17 protein-coding genes and 1 pseudogene are annotated in these 15,519 nt (G+C 64.2%); 13 read left to right on the top strand and 5 right to left on the bottom strand.

Annotated features, from left to right (window positions below):
• Positions 1-117: 117 nt before the first annotated feature.
• From CH273_RS00105 to CH273_RS28000, 4 genes and pseudogenes are all read right to left on the bottom strand, one after another.
• On the bottom strand, positions 118-495 hold the full coding sequence (locus tag CH273_RS00105; protein WP_032393582.1) for a hypothetical protein: 378 nt from the start codon (positions 493-495) through the stop codon (positions 118-120).
• A complete protein-coding gene (locus CH273_RS00100) occupies positions 485-823 on the bottom strand; it encodes a helix-turn-helix domain-containing protein (protein WP_032393581.1) in 339 nt (112 codons plus the stop codon). Before CH273_RS00100 ends, CH273_RS00105 begins: the two co-directional genes overlap by 11 nt.
• A pseudogene (locus CH273_RS00095) lies at positions 820-1,923 on the bottom strand (tyrosine-type recombinase/integrase). Before CH273_RS00095 ends, CH273_RS00100 begins: the two are co-directional and overlap by 4 nt.
• Positions 1,924-2,215: 292 nt before the next feature.
• Positions 2,216-2,491 carry a hypothetical protein gene (locus CH273_RS28000; protein ID WP_230596590.1) on the bottom strand — a complete coding sequence of 92 codons (276 nt, stop codon included), beginning with the start codon at positions 2,489-2,491 and terminating at the stop codon, positions 2,216-2,218.
• Between CH273_RS28000 and CH273_RS27995 the strand changes: the two genes are divergently transcribed.
• From CH273_RS27995 to CH273_RS00075, 3 genes are all read left to right on the top strand, one after another.
• Entirely contained in the window at positions 2,372-2,680 is a 309-nt protein-coding gene (locus CH273_RS27995) for a histidine kinase (protein ID WP_306436876.1), read from the top strand. The genes CH273_RS28000 and CH273_RS27995 overlap by 120 nt on opposite strands.
• Before the next feature lie 154 nt (positions 2,681-2,834).
• Positions 2,835-4,226, top strand: a complete 1,392-nt coding sequence (locus tag CH273_RS00080; protein ID WP_032393579.1) for a cytochrome P450 — start codon at positions 2,835-2,837, stop codon at positions 4,224-4,226.
• Positions 4,227-4,267: 41 nt separating this feature from the next.
• The gene (locus CH273_RS00075) at positions 4,268-5,302 is read left to right on the top strand and encodes a GAF domain-containing protein (protein WP_230596589.1); all 1,035 of its coding nucleotides are present in this window, start codon (positions 4,268-4,270) and stop codon (positions 5,300-5,302) included.
• 173 nt (positions 5,303-5,475) lie between these two features.
• Here the strand turns inward: CH273_RS00075 and CH273_RS00070 are convergent, their stop codons facing one another.
• A complete protein-coding gene (locus tag CH273_RS00070; RefSeq protein ID WP_176457417.1) occupies positions 5,476-5,919 on the bottom strand; it encodes a helix-turn-helix transcriptional regulator in 444 nt (147 codons plus the stop codon).
• A 1,181-nt stretch (positions 5,920-7,100) separates the two neighbouring features.
• Here CH273_RS00070 and CH273_RS00065 point away from each other — a divergent pair.
• From CH273_RS00065 to CH273_RS00020, 10 genes are all read left to right on the top strand, one after another.
• Entirely contained in the window at positions 7,101-8,183 is a 1,083-nt protein-coding gene (locus CH273_RS00065) for a hypothetical protein (RefSeq protein ID WP_141216002.1), read from the top strand.
• Positions 8,171-9,742 (top strand): cutinase family protein, encoded by a 1,572-nt coding sequence (locus tag CH273_RS00060; RefSeq protein ID WP_052049181.1) that lies wholly within the window; start codon positions 8,171-8,173, stop codon positions 9,740-9,742. The genes CH273_RS00065 and CH273_RS00060 overlap by 13 nt, the downstream gene beginning before the upstream one ends.
• Before the next feature lie 58 nt (positions 9,743-9,800).
• A complete protein-coding gene (locus tag CH273_RS00055) occupies positions 9,801-10,577 on the top strand; it encodes a hypothetical protein (protein WP_052049180.1) in 777 nt (258 codons plus the stop codon).
• Positions 10,574-11,461 (top strand): MinD/ParA family ATP-binding protein, encoded by an 888-nt coding sequence (locus tag CH273_RS00050; protein WP_052049179.1) that lies wholly within the window; start codon positions 10,574-10,576, stop codon positions 11,459-11,461. Before CH273_RS00055 ends, CH273_RS00050 begins: the two co-directional genes overlap by 4 nt.
• A complete protein-coding gene (locus tag CH273_RS00045; protein ID WP_052049178.1) occupies positions 11,458-12,108 on the top strand; it encodes a DUF6668 family protein in 651 nt (216 codons plus the stop codon). Before CH273_RS00050 ends, CH273_RS00045 begins: the two co-directional genes overlap by 4 nt.
• On the top strand, positions 12,105-12,386 hold the full coding sequence (locus tag CH273_RS00040; RefSeq protein ID WP_032393576.1) for a hypothetical protein: 282 nt from the start codon (positions 12,105-12,107) through the stop codon (positions 12,384-12,386). Before CH273_RS00045 ends, CH273_RS00040 begins: the two co-directional genes overlap by 4 nt.
• Before the next feature lie 10 nt (positions 12,387-12,396).
• Entirely contained in the window at positions 12,397-12,633 is a 237-nt protein-coding gene (locus CH273_RS00035) for a hypothetical protein (RefSeq protein ID WP_032393575.1), read from the top strand.
• Between the two features lie 47 nt (positions 12,634-12,680).
• Positions 12,681-13,355 (top strand): hypothetical protein, encoded by a 675-nt coding sequence (locus tag CH273_RS00030; RefSeq protein ID WP_052049177.1) that lies wholly within the window; start codon positions 12,681-12,683, stop codon positions 13,353-13,355.
• Positions 13,355-14,224: a hypothetical protein gene (locus CH273_RS00025; protein ID WP_082322349.1), complete on the top strand. Its 870-nt coding sequence runs from the start codon at positions 13,355-13,357 to the stop codon at positions 14,222-14,224. Before CH273_RS00030 ends, CH273_RS00025 begins: the two co-directional genes overlap by 1 nt.
• A gap of 35 nt (positions 14,225-14,259) precedes the next feature.
• On the top strand, positions 14,260-15,519 hold a 1,260-nt coding region (locus CH273_RS00020), incomplete at its 3' end, for a hypothetical protein (RefSeq protein WP_094637940.1).

Here is a 15,519-nt window from a genome sequence, read left to right as displayed (position 1 = left end):
TGAAACAGATCTCGCCGATTACATCCTCGGGGATATCGCGCCGCCAGATGAGAGCCTCCGTGCAATCGTCGACCATTCCTCCGGGCATGCCCTCACCTACGGACAGCTGACGCGTGTTTATGGCAGCAGGATCGGCGGGTTGTCGAGAAGTAGCGAGGTGAGGTCGTCGCGGAGTGCGCAGCGCGCGCAGATGCCGCGTCGGTAGTGCTCGGCTTCGGTGCCGCACCCGGTGCACTGGAAATCGGTCTCGATGCCGGTGCAGTCGACACAGACCGCTCTGTCCTCGACTCGTCCGGGGAGCATTCGCTCGAATCCGCATGCTGTGCAGTATCCGTAGGTGCGCACCGCGGAGTGGAAGCATGTTCCGCAGATCTTGCCGTCGGGCCAGCGCACGCGCGGTTTGTCGGCTTCACGTCCGCATTGATCGCAGGTGAATTCGCCACCGGTTCTCGGTCGCCCTCGAACGGTGTTGCGGGGTTGGATTTCAATGGTCATCGCGGATCACCCGGGCGCGACGCGGCCGGATTGTCTTGTTGAGTTCCACGACGTTCGGTGCCGATGACGTCGCAGTTCGCTTCTTGCGTTCGTCGGCTGCGGTGACGGTGACCAGGTCCTGCATTCCACAGCCGAAGATGTCGCAGAGCGCCGCCATCATCTGCAGCGAGACACGTTCGGGTCGTTGCGTGACGAGGCGGTAGACCTGCGGGCGGGAGAGGGAGATTCCGCGTTCAACCAGGCGGGGGATGAGGTCGGTGCTGTTATGCATGCCGTGTGCGGCCATCAGCTTGGGTAGGCGCCAGATGTAGTCGACGGTGCATTTCACGAGATTTCTCCTTCCATACCGAGAGCGTCGCTCACGGTCGCATCCAACGCCCGCCGCAATGTGCGAGTGCGGAAGTCGCTCGACACGCACGTATAGAGGGAGGTGGTGCTGGCGTGCTCGTGACCCATCTGCTGTTGCACGAACAACGGATCCCAGCCGTCTTCGATCAGGTGGGTGGCGTACGCGCGACGCAGTGAGTGCAGGTCCAACCCTGGCGAGAGCTGCAGCTCGGTGCAGTAGCGCCGGAACCGGCGTATCAGGGTCAATTCGGCAACCAGCGCACCACGTTCGGATGGAAACAGATGGAGTCCCGCATCGAGATAGGGCTGGCCGTGGGTGAGCCAATCGTCGACGATCTCGGGGGTCCAGTCGAAGACCGTCAGCACGCTGCGCCGTTTCGGGGGTGACCCGCGGTTGGCTTTGCCGTAGCGCACGTTGAGAACTCCGAAGCGGCCGAACTCGCGTGCGTGGGGATTGCGGGCGAAGTCGACGGTCTGCAGGTGACGTACTTCGTTGAAGCGCAGCCCGTAGGAGTAGGCGAGTTTGAGCATCACCGCGTCACGGTAGGCCGGCAGCCACCCCTTGCGCCCTGTCGCCGCGATCGTGTCGACCTGGGTGTCGGCGTGATCGAACACCAGTTGCAGCTCGGTCTTGGTGAAGGCACGCTTGGCCGGTGTCTGCTCGTTGTCCTGGACGTGTGCTGCGGTGTTCCACTCGAAGAACACCTGAGCGGGGTGCGTACCGAAGCGGCTCTCACACAGTCGATCCCACCCGTAGTCGGGGTGGCTGATGTAGGAGCAGAAGAACTTCAGCGAGGTCTGATAGCTGCGGATCGTCGAGTCCGCGATTCGGCGAATCGAGCGGAGGTCTCCGAAGTATTCCTCCACCATGGCCGGGGTCCATGCCCACGGGAACTCGTTGGTGTAATCGATGAACCGCACGACCACCTGTTGCCGTTGCTCGATGGTACCGAGCTACAGATTTCGGCAGAGCTGCCGGTTCCGCCATCCCGTGAGCATGTCTTTGACCGTTTGCTCCTCGGGATGCAGTGCCGTCACCGACTCGACCAGGACGACGCGTCCGCTCTTGTCGACCCCCATGACACCCATTCTTCGTCTCGTTCAACGAATCAATGATTCACCAGATGAATCAATACTGCCAATAGCACTGCCAGCCTGTGATGTTGAACAGCGAAAACTACAGGCTGATGATGCCTCAAGAAGGGCGTCCGAACGGGCGACCTGCCAAACAGCACGTAATATCCTCATTTTGAACAGATTTCGTACTTCACCCAGAGAAGCACGAAGTCAGTTTGCCGGAGCTGAATGATTCATCGGATGCAACATGCATAGGTCCACCTGACATAATCTATATTATCGGCAACGAATTTCGTTATCGACAGACGTGGCCGGGGTGGGATCGCTGGACCGCTGGTTCGTCATCCACGTGCTCGGACGGCAGTCCGACCGGTTGCTGCAGTAACGGGTTGCCGAGCTGACGAGCAGCCGCGATCACGTTGTCGACGCCATCGACAACGAACGTCGCCGCATCGAGCGGGACCTGCAAGACGGTGTCCAAGAGCAACTGGTTGCCCTGGGAATGCTCATCGGCCGCGCACGTCGCGCCGAGAAGCCCGACAAGGTGCACGAACTCCTTACCCAAGCCCACGTCGCATCCCACGAAGCGATCAGCGAGCTGCGCGAGGTCGCCAACCGGGTGTACCCGATCGCACTCGATCGGGCCGGTCTCCACACTGCGATCGCGACGATGGCCGAACGGGCGAGCATCCCCGTCCGACTCACCTACGCACCTGACAGGGCGGCTTGCCCACACTTCTCCGAACAGACACGGTGGTGACTGAAATCGTCGCTCGCACCACTCGCCCACTGCATAGAAGCACCCGCCGCCCACTGCACGAACGCTCCCATCAGGCAATAGCTCCTAGGCCCGTCAGAGTCGCACGCGGCTGCCCAACGTCCGATGCCTACCGAGGTACGAGAGACTGTCGCACATGAAAGGTGCTCGAGCGACCTCAGCAAAACTGCCGCATCCTCGGTATCGGCTTCCGATTGCCGGAGACGTGCTTGGCCTTGATGCTGCCAAGCCGGTGCAAAAAGAGATGGCGATGGCCGACCAACTCGGCGGAATCTACGAGCGGAAGATCTTTGGCCACCGACTCGTCGTGGTTTCGGATCCAGAGCTCGTGTCGCAAGTCAACGACGAGGAGAACTGGGCGAGGTTTCTGGCTCTGCCTCACCGAAAGCTACGGGCACTTGGCGAAGACGGACTCTTCACTGCTTTCAACTCAGAACCGAACTGGCACCGTGCACATGCTGTTCTGGGGCCTGCGTTCAGCAAGTCGTCCATGCGTGGCTACCACGATTCGATGCAGGAGTCAGTGAGTGAACTGCTGAAGGCCTGGGATAGACACGCTGGGTCAACACCTATCGATGCTTACGCAGAATGCTCCAAACTGGCCTTCGATGTGATCGGACGATGCGCCGTCTCACACGACTTCGGCTCGTTTCGCCAGCCTGTACCGTTTGCGGACGCCGTCACCCGCGCGCTCCAGTTCGTCAACCGGTCTTCGAACGACATACCAGCAGTTCGGACCGTGCTTGGGCGAGGAGCTCTCCGTCAGCACCAGAACGACATTTTGTTTATCCGCAGCACCGTCGACGCGTTGATACATCGAAGAATCTCGAACGGAAGCTCAGGTCAGTCGCCACCAGATCTGTTGCAGCACATGCTTGAAAGTCCGGATCCGTCTAGCGGCCAGTACCTGACGCCAGAGAACATCCGAAATCAGATAGTGACATTTCTAGTCGCTGGTAACGAGACGACTGCCTCTACTACTGCTTTCGCCCTGCACTTCTTGAGCCGCCGACCCGACATATTTCAGGAACTACGGACTGAAATCGACGAGATCGCGCCCTCCGAGATCGACATCGGCTTTCAGGACGTGCCGAAACTCCGGCGCACGCGCCACGTAATCGATGAAACTCTACGGCTTTGGCCCGCGGCACCCGGCTACTTCCGCAAAGCCCGTGAACGAGGCGCGACCACCCTCGGCGGCTATCACGTTCCGGAGGGATGGGTCTTCGTCCTTCTTCCGCAGCTGCATCGCTCTGCAGCTTGGGGGCCGACCGCACGTGACTTCGATCCCAGCAGATTCGCTGCAGGCAATGCGGGTAAGTCCGATCAACGCATTTACAAACCTTGGGGCACCGGCCTGCGCGCGTGTATAGGTAGGCAATTCGCCCTGCATGAGGTTGTGCTGGCGTTGGCATCCATCGTTCGCCGATACGACTTGGAGGCGGATCCCAGTTATCAGCTCGATGTCCGCGAAGCTGTGACCTTAAGGCCGCATGGGGTGAAGCTCTCGATCTCGCGACGCTCTTGACTGTACCGTCGTTTGTCTAGATCAATCAGGAAGGGGAACCTGTGGACATCGTGAACAGCTGGCACCTGGTGGAAACCTTGGTTCCAGGACAGATGACAGTCATCAGCACTGGGGGGAAGGTCCGAGATTGGACCAAAATCGACCGCTTGTCACCTGGGCCCGAATTCGATCTGCATGGATTTCTGGAACTCACACGTCGTTCTTGCGCCGAGCAAGCTGTGCTCTTCAAAGGCCGTCGGCGCGAAGCCCGCATTCGCGCAGTACCGGTTCTGGGGCCGTCTGGGGAAACCCACGGCATACAGGTCTGGGTGGGGGACCCGGAGGTCGAACCCGATCCTGCGCGAACCGTTTCCGGAATAGCCTGGCTGCTCGAACGCACCGTCATCGAGCAGACAGTAGAGGCTTCCGCGATGTCCGGCGTCTCTGCTGCTGATCACGTACCGGAACGAACCCCGGCTGAATACAACGCCAAAGCCGTCAAATTCGACGGGTCCGAGGAGTTGTTCGCCCAGGCACTGGTCCCTACCCACGGTCAGAAGTGGGAGGGCCCAATGTCCGTTCTCCATGCAGATGGCCGAGTCATGCGTTGGCATTGCTGGGGCAGAGGGAGAACTGACCCTCCCAACGTCGGCCTCAGGCTGCTATGGCACGACGTGACAGACACAACGGAACCCGACAAACCAACATTGGCTGAGCTGGGAATGCCGAGCGGCCTTGAGAGCGGTGGAACACGCATCGCGGTATTCGACGGCCGAACCGGAATTTTGACGATGTGGTTACCGGAAGCTCCAAACTGGGTGAAATGGCGTGACCTCTCAAGCGGTTGCGGCGTGTTGCACGACGACGACCGGGCGACACTGTCTGACGCTCTGGAGAAGTGGACTCACGACACGTCTCCCGTGTCAGCTGATGTACGCATCCGTGCAATCGACGGCGGCGACGCGACCGACTGGAAGTGGCAGCAGACCCGACTTGAGCTGCGGCCATACCCCGGGCAACTTGGCGACCGGCTGGTCCTTGCGGTGCTCCCCGCGCTACAACCTTCCGAGCAGGCGCTTGAGGTTCCCACTCCCTGAAAGATCGTGATAGCTTCGCCCTCGGCACCTTCGACTCTCCCGGAGAGTCGAAGACTTCCTGTCGGCCGCATGGCCCTCAGACGCAGCCTTTGAGCACCACGTGGATCACATTTCACGTGGCTAACAAGCATGCGTCTTGGAGCCAAAATGCCGACCCAGAGTCAACTTCGCAATCAAGCCGGTTCGCCCCGCGGCCGCTTCCGCGCACGCTCGTATGCCTCGTTGACCCGTTGCGTCGGGTACTCCAGCGCTTCAGCTATCTGGCGGGCGGCCGGCGCGCTCAGCTTGCTCTGCCCGCGCTCAAGCGCCCCGATGTACTGGCTACTGACGCCGATTTCACTCGCTAGCATTCCCTGGGTCAGCCCTCTGGATATTCGCAGATCACCGAGGTACTCCTCGTCCTCCGGCACCGAGACGAAGTCGCTGATCTCGCTCCCGAATTCCTCGGCGCATCGAGCAAGAGTGTCTACACGGGGATGGGACTGGCCTCGCTCCCACTGTGAGTACGTCGTCAGAGCAACTCCGAGAACGCGCGCAACCTCAGCACCACTCAGCTTGAGTTCAATTCTCCGTGCACGCAGCTTGTCAGGTGCGAACCCACGCAACCGACGCCTCACCGATGGAACCTCACAGGAGAACACGATGTCACTTGTCTCAGTTTGGTAGCACATAAAGCATGTTTAGCTGCTAATGTATAGAATTGGTTGTTTAGATACTGGACATGCTGACTCCAGGCCGTTGAATGCGCCACCGCGCGAGCTCGTCCACGGCACGAGTCGTACAACAAGACATTCCCCCCAAGATGCAACGGCTACGCGTCGTATGGCGCAGCAAAGAAGGTGAGGTTTCTCCCGAATAGAGTGCTTCGATTAAGCAGACCCCAGATGCGCCGTGATTGGTCGTCCCGAAACGCATCCGGAGTCCTCTCCACCTACGGAACGAGCCCAATATCGGGCCAGAGTTGTATCCGCAGTGGCTCTCCCAGCCTATGCGGATCTTGCAGAACCGCAATCGGATCGGAGATTACCTATGACATCCGTCGTGCAAGCGCCGACGTTACACATGACTCCCAGTTGGAATCTCGGCTACGCCCCATGCCGCTCGGTCAGTGACCGCGTCGCCGGCCTTGCCGTGTGCTCACTGCCATCCGAGCCCCGCCACAGCAGGCACCGCTTTCTATGCGATGAGACCGGGTCAGTAATCAGCGAATGGACAGACTCAGATCTGACATTCCGAAAGCCGCGCTCACAGCCCCACTCTTTGAGCCGCGTGGCTTAGTAGCCCCCGATCGCGGTTGGCGTCCGCTCGGACGCCAACCGCGAGATGGCTCGCCAACGGACTCACCGCCCTGGGGCTGTTGCCGAGCCAACTCACTTGACGGACCGACGCGAAGGCCAGTTGCAACGCTTCGACCTCGTCGTGTACCGAACTGCGCGACCCGGCGGGAGAACACACCGCTGCCCAAAAAATCTCTCGCAGAAAGGAGATAGCGACCCACCATGTGGATCTTCCAGCAGCTGTGGATCTGGCCCGTCATCTTCGGCTGGCTCTGACTGAGGACGTGGGGCAATCGAATCGACATCCACACATGCCGATCCGATTGCCCCACATAGCCTCCCTGCTGGTCACTAGCTGAATTGCTCGACCGATCTAAGACCCAAACTTGTTGTAGAACAACAAATCTCGAAGGAGATACACCACAATGCCGACTCGCTCTTCGACTAAAGCACGCCACCGTACGATCCCTCGCCCTGTCGCAGCGTCAGCGACAGCAGCGCTCACTTTGACGGTGGCCACGATGTTCACCACCGCTGGATTCGCCGTTGCCGCGCCAGGGCAGCCCGGGGTGACCACAGAAGTTCCCGGCGGCCAGCCGAGCGTCACTACACCGTCCCCGTCGGTGCTGCATCAGGATTCAGGCACGACAGCGGACTGGCAGTACGTCGGCCCGTACGTGCCACCGGCGGAGTACCGCAACGCACCGACCCGTTCGGTTCCCAACTACAACGCGCCGGTCTACTACAGCGAACCCACCGTCGAGCAGACGCCGTCGAAGCCTGCCCCACAGCCCTCGACCGACGCTGTACCCGAACCTCATAAGGACGAGACGGTCGTAGCACCGGGTACGCCGGTTGCTCCGATTCAGGCTCCGGACAACACCGTTCGTTTCGGTGCAATCTCCGGTGAGAAGCCAAGTTGGTTGAGTCAGGACGACGCGGACCGTGTCAACAACACCGCCGCTGTGCTCGAAGCCCAGGGCGCGACGTACTTCAACAACCTCGGCATTCCGACGACACGCTCGGACCGGATGGCGGCCGGCACCACGGCGGGCGTGCTCATCGGAGGAACGACCTCCGCGGTCACGACCTACGCAGTCGTAGCACCGGCGGCGATCTTGGCCGGTGGCCTGATCGGCGGCACCATCGGCGGCATCACCGGCGCAGGAGTCGGGTCGGTTCTGATTCCCGGTGTCGGAGCTGTCCCGGTGGGTGTCGCCGCCACAGCGGGCGGTGCAGCGATCGGTGCAGCGGTCGGCGCTGCTGCAGCGCTGATTCCAGCGGCCGGTGTCGGCGCAGCCGGAGCGGTCATCGGCGGTGTCGTCGGCGGCGCATACGGTGCGGGCGAAAACCTCGGTGAAGCACCTTCGCCCGCCCCAGCACCTGCCCCGGCACCCACGCCAGCCCCTACTCCCGCGCCACTCGCGGCCCCGGTGTGGACTCCTCCGGAGGCAGCGAGCATCGCACCCGCGCTTCCGTTGGAGGTGCGGGAGATCGTCGCTGCGCAGCCGGGCGGTACCGATGTACTCGCCGCCGCCGATACCGTTGCAGCGCAGGCGGGATCGTTCCTGGATTCGGTTGCCCCTGCTGGATGGCACCTGTGACCTCGCGTCCTCGGCTCCGCGTTGCTCGCGTGGCGTTGGCTGCGGCCGCCACTGTGGCGGTCGTGGTCAATGCCACGTCGCCGGCGTTGGCTGCTCCGAGCGAGTCGGGCACGGACCTCATCACGGGGCCGTGCCCGGCGCTGTTCGCCCTCGGCGTGCAAGGGACCGGGGAGTCCGCCCCCGATGCCGCGCCGACGACCGATACCGGGATGCTTTCGCAGGTCTTCATGCCTCTGCTGGCCAAAGCCGTATCCGGTGGTACTGAGCTCGCTGGGCGGGCGTATGTGCCGTACGACGCCGGGTTCGGAGGCGCGGTGCCCGGCGGCAACGTCCCCTACACACAGTCGGTCGAGGGTGCGGAGACCAGCATCGACGCCATGGCTGCGGAGGTCGCTGCCGCATGCCCGGAGACGAAATTCACCGCCGCCGGCTACAGCCAGGGCGCTCACGCGGTCTCGACGTGGGCACAGAAAGTCGGAGCCGGTCAGGGGTCGATTCCGGCCGCCAAGCTCGTCGGGGTCGCCACCTTCGGCGACCCGACTCGGGCCGTGGGTGCACCGCTGTTTCCCGGTGCACCAGGGCAGACGACCCCAAAGCCTGCACCCGGCACCGCAGGGACAGAGGTCTCGAAGATCGAGGCCCTCGACCAGAACGCGCCGACCGGTGGAGGTATCGCGCCCACGTCGGACACGGTGAGCAACTACGGCGCGTTGACCGGCCGGGTCGCGAGCTTCTGCCAGTCCGGAGATCTCGCGTGTGACGCACCGTCGGATTCGCCGATCCTGCGGGTGGTGACCAACATCGCCGGTCAGTCCGAGCTCTCGGCCGGTGACCCGGTTCGGTCCCTGTCCTCGGTCGCGGAAGCGTTGGCGATGACCTCGATCAAGACGGCAGTGACGGTGGTCAACGAGGACATCAAGGGAACGACGCTGGCGAACCTGTCGATCGCTCCGAAGAAGTCCCTGTCCGAGCGTCTCGCGGCGGCATCGGATCCCAATACTCCGCTACCGACTGCCGACCAGGCGATCTCGGCTCTGCTCAAGGTGGGGACGATCGGGTTCAACGCCGTGAAAACGGTGGCGAAAGAGATCCTGACGCCGGCGAATATCGCCGAACTCGCCACAGTCGGGATGTCCAACCCCGTCGCCGCGGTCGGGTTGCTCGGAACCAAGCTCCTCGGCGCGGCCGCCAAGCTCGTTCCCCCGGCCACGACGTCGCGGTTGACCAACCAGGCCTTCACCGCTGTCAAAGACAACATCACCGACAACAAGGACCTGTTGAACCTGGCGACCCTGACGAAGTACTCGTCGACCATCGCTCAGCACGGCTCCTACGGGTCGACACCGACCACCCCGACAGGTGAATCGGCGACGGCGTTCGTGACCGACTGGTTCGTCGCGCTCGCCAAGGACCTGGCTAACGGTTCGACCGATACGGGCGGCATCGACGCCGACCCCAGCTCCCCGCTCCCGAGCACTGCGATCACCACCGCCGTCGTCACACCACCGGCCAGCACCAGGCCGACCACGACGACCACTCCGGCTGCTCTGCCGAATTGAGAAAGCCCCTGGCGCACACCTGCTGTGCGCCAGGGACTCTCGAAGAGAGGAACCAAAGATGATGACATACAACAACGAAGCATCGACCTCCCTCGACTCTTGGTTTCCACCCTTCGATCCCCTCGACGCCACCCCGGCGGCCGATGCCACACCGCCACAGAACGTTCCGGCAGCAGACAAGCCCGATGACACCCGGTCCGCCGCCGACGGGTCACACTGGCTTCTCGCGCCCCCACAGCCAGCAGCGCCACGACCGCGACCCGCTCGACGCCGCTCCGTCAACGCCCGCGCGCTCGGCATCACCGCGGCGGCCGTCGCGATGACAGTCGGTGTCGGAGCACTTGCGGTCGCTGTCTTCACCTCCGACCCGGACACCACGCCCGAGGTCGAGGCCGTGTCGACCCCAGCCTCGACATCGGAGCTGCCCGCGCCCACGACCACCACCGCTGCGCTCGCCCAATCCTGGTGCCCCGAATCGGTGACCGACGGGGTGGTGACCGGCGCGGGCCCGGGCGGTACCACCTCGGGAAGCGCAGCGATCCTGGCGTTCGAGCACGCCTACTACGTCGAACGCAGCGGCGCGGCCGCCCGCGAGATCCTCGCCCCGAACGCGCAGTTGAAGTCTGCAACCGCCGACGAGCTCCAACGCGGTATCGACACCATCCCCGCCGGTACTGAGCACTGCGTGAGCATCCGGGCCGCCGCCCCGAACACCTACGCCGTGACCCTCGAGCAGCGCTACAGCGACGGCACTCGCACCACGGACAAACAGACCATCAGCACCACCGACGCCGGTGGCCGCACCTTCATCACCTCGATCGGAGCAGCACAGTGACCGAAGAGCGCGCCGAATGGATGAGCGAATGGCTCACCCCGCCCCCAGAGAGCCCGTTACCCGACACCGCGGACCAGGGCGCACGGGTCCTTCCCCTACGTGCTCACCCCGAACCGGTGCCCGCCCCCGACCCGATACCACCGATGACTCTGGTCCTCGGTGCCTGCGGGGGCGCAGGAGCGAGCACCACAGCACTCGGACTGGGCAACGCATGGTCTGCTCGCGGCCACGACGTGGTCGTCGTCGACGCCACACCTGCAGGCGGTGATCTGGTCGAACGCGGCGCAGATTCCATGGTCAGCGACACCGTCATCGAAACCGCCTTCGACAGCTCCGACCCCGACAACGTGCCGGCCTCGGTCGCCGACTGCACCTCCGCGACCTCGGCAGGAGCACACATACTCGGGCGCGCCTGGCTGCAGTCGGTCGAGCCGGCATACCGGGGCATCGATCGCTACCTCCGCAGCCAAGTCGACACCTCGATCTACGACCTCGGACACCGCGGGTTCGGCCGCGCCGCAGCCGATCCGCTGCGGTCCGAGCCCTGGGCGGCGATAGTCCTGGCCGTCCATGCCCGCGCCGATGCCGTCAATCGGATGCGCGCGGCACTGGAAACCATCCGCTACACCGCCACGGATGCAGGCCCACTGCGCACCATCGTCGCGATATCCCACCAGCTCCCGGGAACACCAGGAATCGACCTCGACGAACTCCGAAACCACCTGCACGGCAGAGTGTTCGCCGTCCTCGACATCCCCTACGACCCTCACCTGGCCACCGGGCTGCCGATTACGGCCGACGAGCTGAACCCAGCGACGTCCGCTGCCTACGAGCAGCTACGGGCAAGCACCGTGCGCGCTGCCGCCGGAGGGCAGGGCCGGTGAGCATTCCCCACCTCGCGACCCCCGGCAACCAGACACCCCGCGGTGCGGGAGATCTCTCGATGCGCCTACCCGAACGCGAGCTCCCGATATGGGACAGGCCGATACCACTACCGGATCGTTCCCCGTCCCCGATGCTCTGGCTGCTCGGCGCACACGGCGGCGCAGGCGTGAGCACCCTCGCCCACGTTCTCGCTCCCGCCGGCGACTGCGGTGACCGCTGGCCCGGCGGGTACGGAAAGCAAAGTCCCTACGTCGCGATCGTTGCCCGCGAGACCGTCTCGGGACTGGTCAAAGCAGGTGAACTGCTTCGTCAACACACCGCAGGCCACGGTGGACCCTCCACGATCATCGGCCTGATCACCGTGGCCGACCGACCGGGTCGAAAGCTGCCCAAACAGATCCAGCAGACCCGCGACGTCGTCACTGCACTCGTCGGCCGCGACTGGCGCATCGGCTGGGTCGAGCAGTACCCACTCGCGCGAGATCCCAGCGGCCTGGCGGTCTGGTCACCGTTCGATCCGCAACCGGAGAAAAAGCGCAGTGCCACAGACGTTCCCGCCGACATCGCCACCGTCGGATCGGAACTACGCGAGGCCATCCTCCTCGACGTTCGACGCTCCACCACCCCGACAGAAGGAAAGCCATGATCCTGCACAGCCTGCACACCGGAATCGACATCCTCGCCCAGATCGAGCTCACCCCCGAAGCGCCACCGAAGTCCGACGGCTTCCTACGCCTGGGCCGCTGGCTCAGTTGGTTTGTCCTTCTCGCCGGTGTGTGTGCACTGGTCTACGGCGGCGGAAAATTCGGCTGGGAGAAGTACAACGGCGGGGCACTGGAATCGCCGAAGATCGTCGTCGGAGCCCTGATCGGCGGTGTCATCGCCACCAGCGCCGGCACCATCATGACCAGCGTCGCCGGATGAGCGTGCACAGGTGAAGACACCACCGACCGAGGTCACCGAACCATTGGTGCAGTTGCTGCAATACCTGCTCTGGTTCGCCTTCGCGATATTCACCATCCGATTGATCTGGGCCGCAGGACGTTTGGCCTACACCCGACGAGAGTCCCCCCACGAGACCGACGCCGCTCAATCGATCGTGGTCACGCTCATCTCGGCCGTGTTCGCCTCTGCCGCAACCGGTATCGCCGCAGCCCTGTTGACGTTCTGACCATGCGAGCGCCCCAGCATCGCGTAACGAAAGAGGTATCTCCGACCATGACCGCATCCACACCCGACGACGGGGCACCCCGCATCCGCGGGGCACGAGCATGGATAGCCGTCGGGCTGCTCGCAGCGGCACTGGCCACGGCCTGCAGCTCCGGCGGCACCGAAGCCACCGATACGGCGGCTCCGACCACCTCGACGGCCCCGGATCCGTCCGCACCACCGACCGGGGTGCGCTGGCAGGACTACCAAGGCATCGCACTGCCTGTCGGCGATCAGGGCCCGGCCCACAATCCGGGAAGCGGCCCTGTCGGCGGATTCACTCACGACCCGCAGGGTGCGGCCCTGGCAGCACTGCAACAGACCGTGCGGATCTCGGTCGCTCCCGACTACCAATGGCCATCGGTGGTCAATGCCGCGGTCGCTCCCGGACCTGCACGTGACTCGTTCGCCGTCAACCGGCAACTGATCTCGATCACCGCACCCCCTGCCGCCGACGAGCGTCCCTCGATCGCCGGGTACCGGATCACCGACTACACCGTCGAGCGGGCGGCTCTGACGATCTACACCACCTTCCCCGACGAATCGATCGCCGCATCCGACACCGCCGTCGTGTGGTCGGGCGAGGACTGGCGGCTACTGCTTCCCGAGCCCGGCGACACCACCGTCAGAGTGCGCTCGATCACCGAAGTACCGGAAGAGGCAACACCCTTGGAGAAATCGTGATGAGCACAGGACCGCGACACAATCCCGTCCCGTCGTCCCCGGATGACGACGGACAGGTCCTGGGCGGACGCCGGTGGACGTTGGTGCTGTCGGTGATCGTGATCGTTCTCGTCGTCGTCGGCGGCACCGCGGCCGTCCTGATCAACCGCAGCGCCCGCGAGATCTCCGCGCCGCAACCCGACACCGCCAGTCCCGCCGCGCCGCAGCCGACCCAGAGCAACCGCGCCGACTGGGGACTGCCCTACCTCGACGAACTCGGCTTCCGCGTCGAGGTGCCCCCGAACCCGAACGGCATCGCCCTCGACCAAGACCCCGGCTCTCGCCCCGATCCCAGCTCCGCCGACTACCAGAGCGCCCCGCCTGCCGGGGTGATGTGGCAGAAAGTGCAGAACTATCCCCTCCCGTTCTCCGCCTCCGACGGGCCCACCGCAGTCGACGGTGCCCTCGCCACCGGCTTCGCTCGAACCCCACAAGGCGCGGCCCTGGCGGGACTGCAGCTGGTGAACCGCAGCCAATCCACGTTCGAGGGTGCAGCGGCAGTGATGGGTACCCGAGCGGTCGCCTCGACCCCCGAGCTGCAGACCGAGCTCGACCGCAATCTCGCCAACGCCCAACGTCAGATCGCGGCCGGCAACACCGCGCCGCCGGCCAAGCCATTGTTTCGGCAGGAGGCCTACCGCCTGACCTACTACTCGTCGGACTATGCGGTGATCGAATACGCCGGCAAGAACGTCTCCGGCAATGGCTGGACCACGGTGCCGATCGAGCTGCTCTGGCGCGGCGGCGACTGGTCCCTCAAGCTCGCCGAGGCGGGCAAGGTCGGCAACACCCCGACGTTGGCGGGGTGGACGCAATGGCCCGGAAAATGACGACCCTCGCCCTCCGGTGCCTCCGGTCGACAGCAGTGGCACTGGTGATCGTGCTTGCGGTGATGCTGACCGGCAGTGCGATCGCGGCCGCGCAGGAACCCACTCCGGACGACACGGCACAGACGGACTCGGCGCAGACCACCGCGTGCGACACCGCCGGCGACGTCGTCGGTGACGTGTTGGGCACGCAGTTGCCGGTCATCGGCGATCTGATCGGCGGCGCGAGCGGCGCACTGTGCGCAGCGGACGGCAACCCCCTCGACGCAGCCAAGAACTTCGCCACCAGTCAGTTCGCGGAGATGTGGGAATCGCAGTTCGGGGAGATCGTGCAGTCGATCCTCACCGGCATGGCGCAGGTACTGACCATGGCGATGACCTGGTGGATCAAGATCCCGAACCCGGATCTGCAGAATTTCACTCCGCTGCAGACGATCTCGGAGTACACGGGCTGGATACAACTGGCACTGCTGGTCGCGACGATCATCTTCCTGGCCTTGCGTCTGGCGGCTGCGCGGCGTCACGCACTGCTCAACGAAGCCGAAGAAACCTACAAGGCCCTCTCCCGCACCATCATTGCCGCCACGATGTTCTCCGTCGTCGTCGCCGCGGGAACCCGTGCCGGGGACGCGTTCTCGGACTGGCTGATCACCGATACCTCCAACCGTGACCCGGTGGGCATGGTCGACTCGATGCTCTCGATCAACTCCTACGGCAGCGCCACCCCGGGGTTGATGCTGATCATCGGATTGGTCGGCCTTCTCGGCGCGATCGCGCAGGCAGTGATGCTCGTGGCCCGCCAGGTGCTTCTCATTGCCGCTGTCGCGGCCGCACCGCTCGCGGCCGCGGCCGGAGGTACCTCGGTCGGCTCACAGTCCTACGACAAGATCGTGGCCTGGATCATTGCGTTCCTGCTCTTCAAGCCCGTCGGCGCGCTGGTCTACGCGATGGCGTTCCTGACCGCACAGAACTCGGCGAACGTCACCGAGGGCGAGATCCCCGACATCGACCAGCTCCAACAATCGCTGTTGGGCATCGTCATGCTCACCATGGCCGCGGCGGTTCTGCCCGCGATGATGCGCCTGTTGGTGCCGGCGGTCGCGGCCGTCGGCTCGGGTGGATCCGGTGCCGCCGCAGCAGGAACAGCTCTGATGGCCGGAGCTGCGGTCGCCACGGGCGGAAAGTCCATGGCCGCAGGCAAAGCAGTCGGTGGCGGCAGCGCAGGCGCGGCAGCGTTCTCCGGAGGGGCCGGTGGTGCCGGACGACTCGCCGGCGGTGGCGGCGGCGGTGGTGGCGGT

The organism is Rhodococcus sp. 05-339-2 (assembly GCF_002258965.1).
Classification (GTDB): Bacteria; Actinomycetota; Actinomycetes; order Mycobacteriales; family Mycobacteriaceae; genus Rhodococcoides.
This window is presented reverse-complemented; position numbering and strand designations above follow the sequence as displayed.

Coding starts and splice junctions, on each gene's coding strand:
- CH273_RS00025 (WP_082322349.1), top strand. CDS start 13,355: ATGAGCACAGGACCGCGACACAATCCCGTCCCGTCGTCCCCGGATGAC.
- CH273_RS00030 (WP_052049177.1), top strand. CDS start 12,681: ATGACCGCATCCACACCCGACGACGGGGCACCCCGCATCCGCGGGGCA.
- CH273_RS00105 (WP_032393582.1), bottom strand. CDS start 495: ATGACCATTGAAATCCAACCCCGCAACACCGTTCGAGGGCGACCGAGA.
- CH273_RS00060 (WP_052049181.1), top strand. CDS start 8,171: ATGGCACCTGTGACCTCGCGTCCTCGGCTCCGCGTTGCTCGCGTGGCG.
- CH273_RS00065 (WP_141216002.1), top strand. CDS start 7,101: ATGTTCACCACCGCTGGATTCGCCGTTGCCGCGCCAGGGCAGCCCGGG.
- CH273_RS00040 (WP_032393576.1), top strand. CDS start 12,105: ATGATCCTGCACAGCCTGCACACCGGAATCGACATCCTCGCCCAGATC.
- CH273_RS00080 (WP_032393579.1), top strand. CDS start 2,835: ATGAAAGGTGCTCGAGCGACCTCAGCAAAACTGCCGCATCCTCGGTAT.
- CH273_RS00055 (WP_052049180.1), top strand. CDS start 9,801: ATGATGACATACAACAACGAAGCATCGACCTCCCTCGACTCTTGGTTT.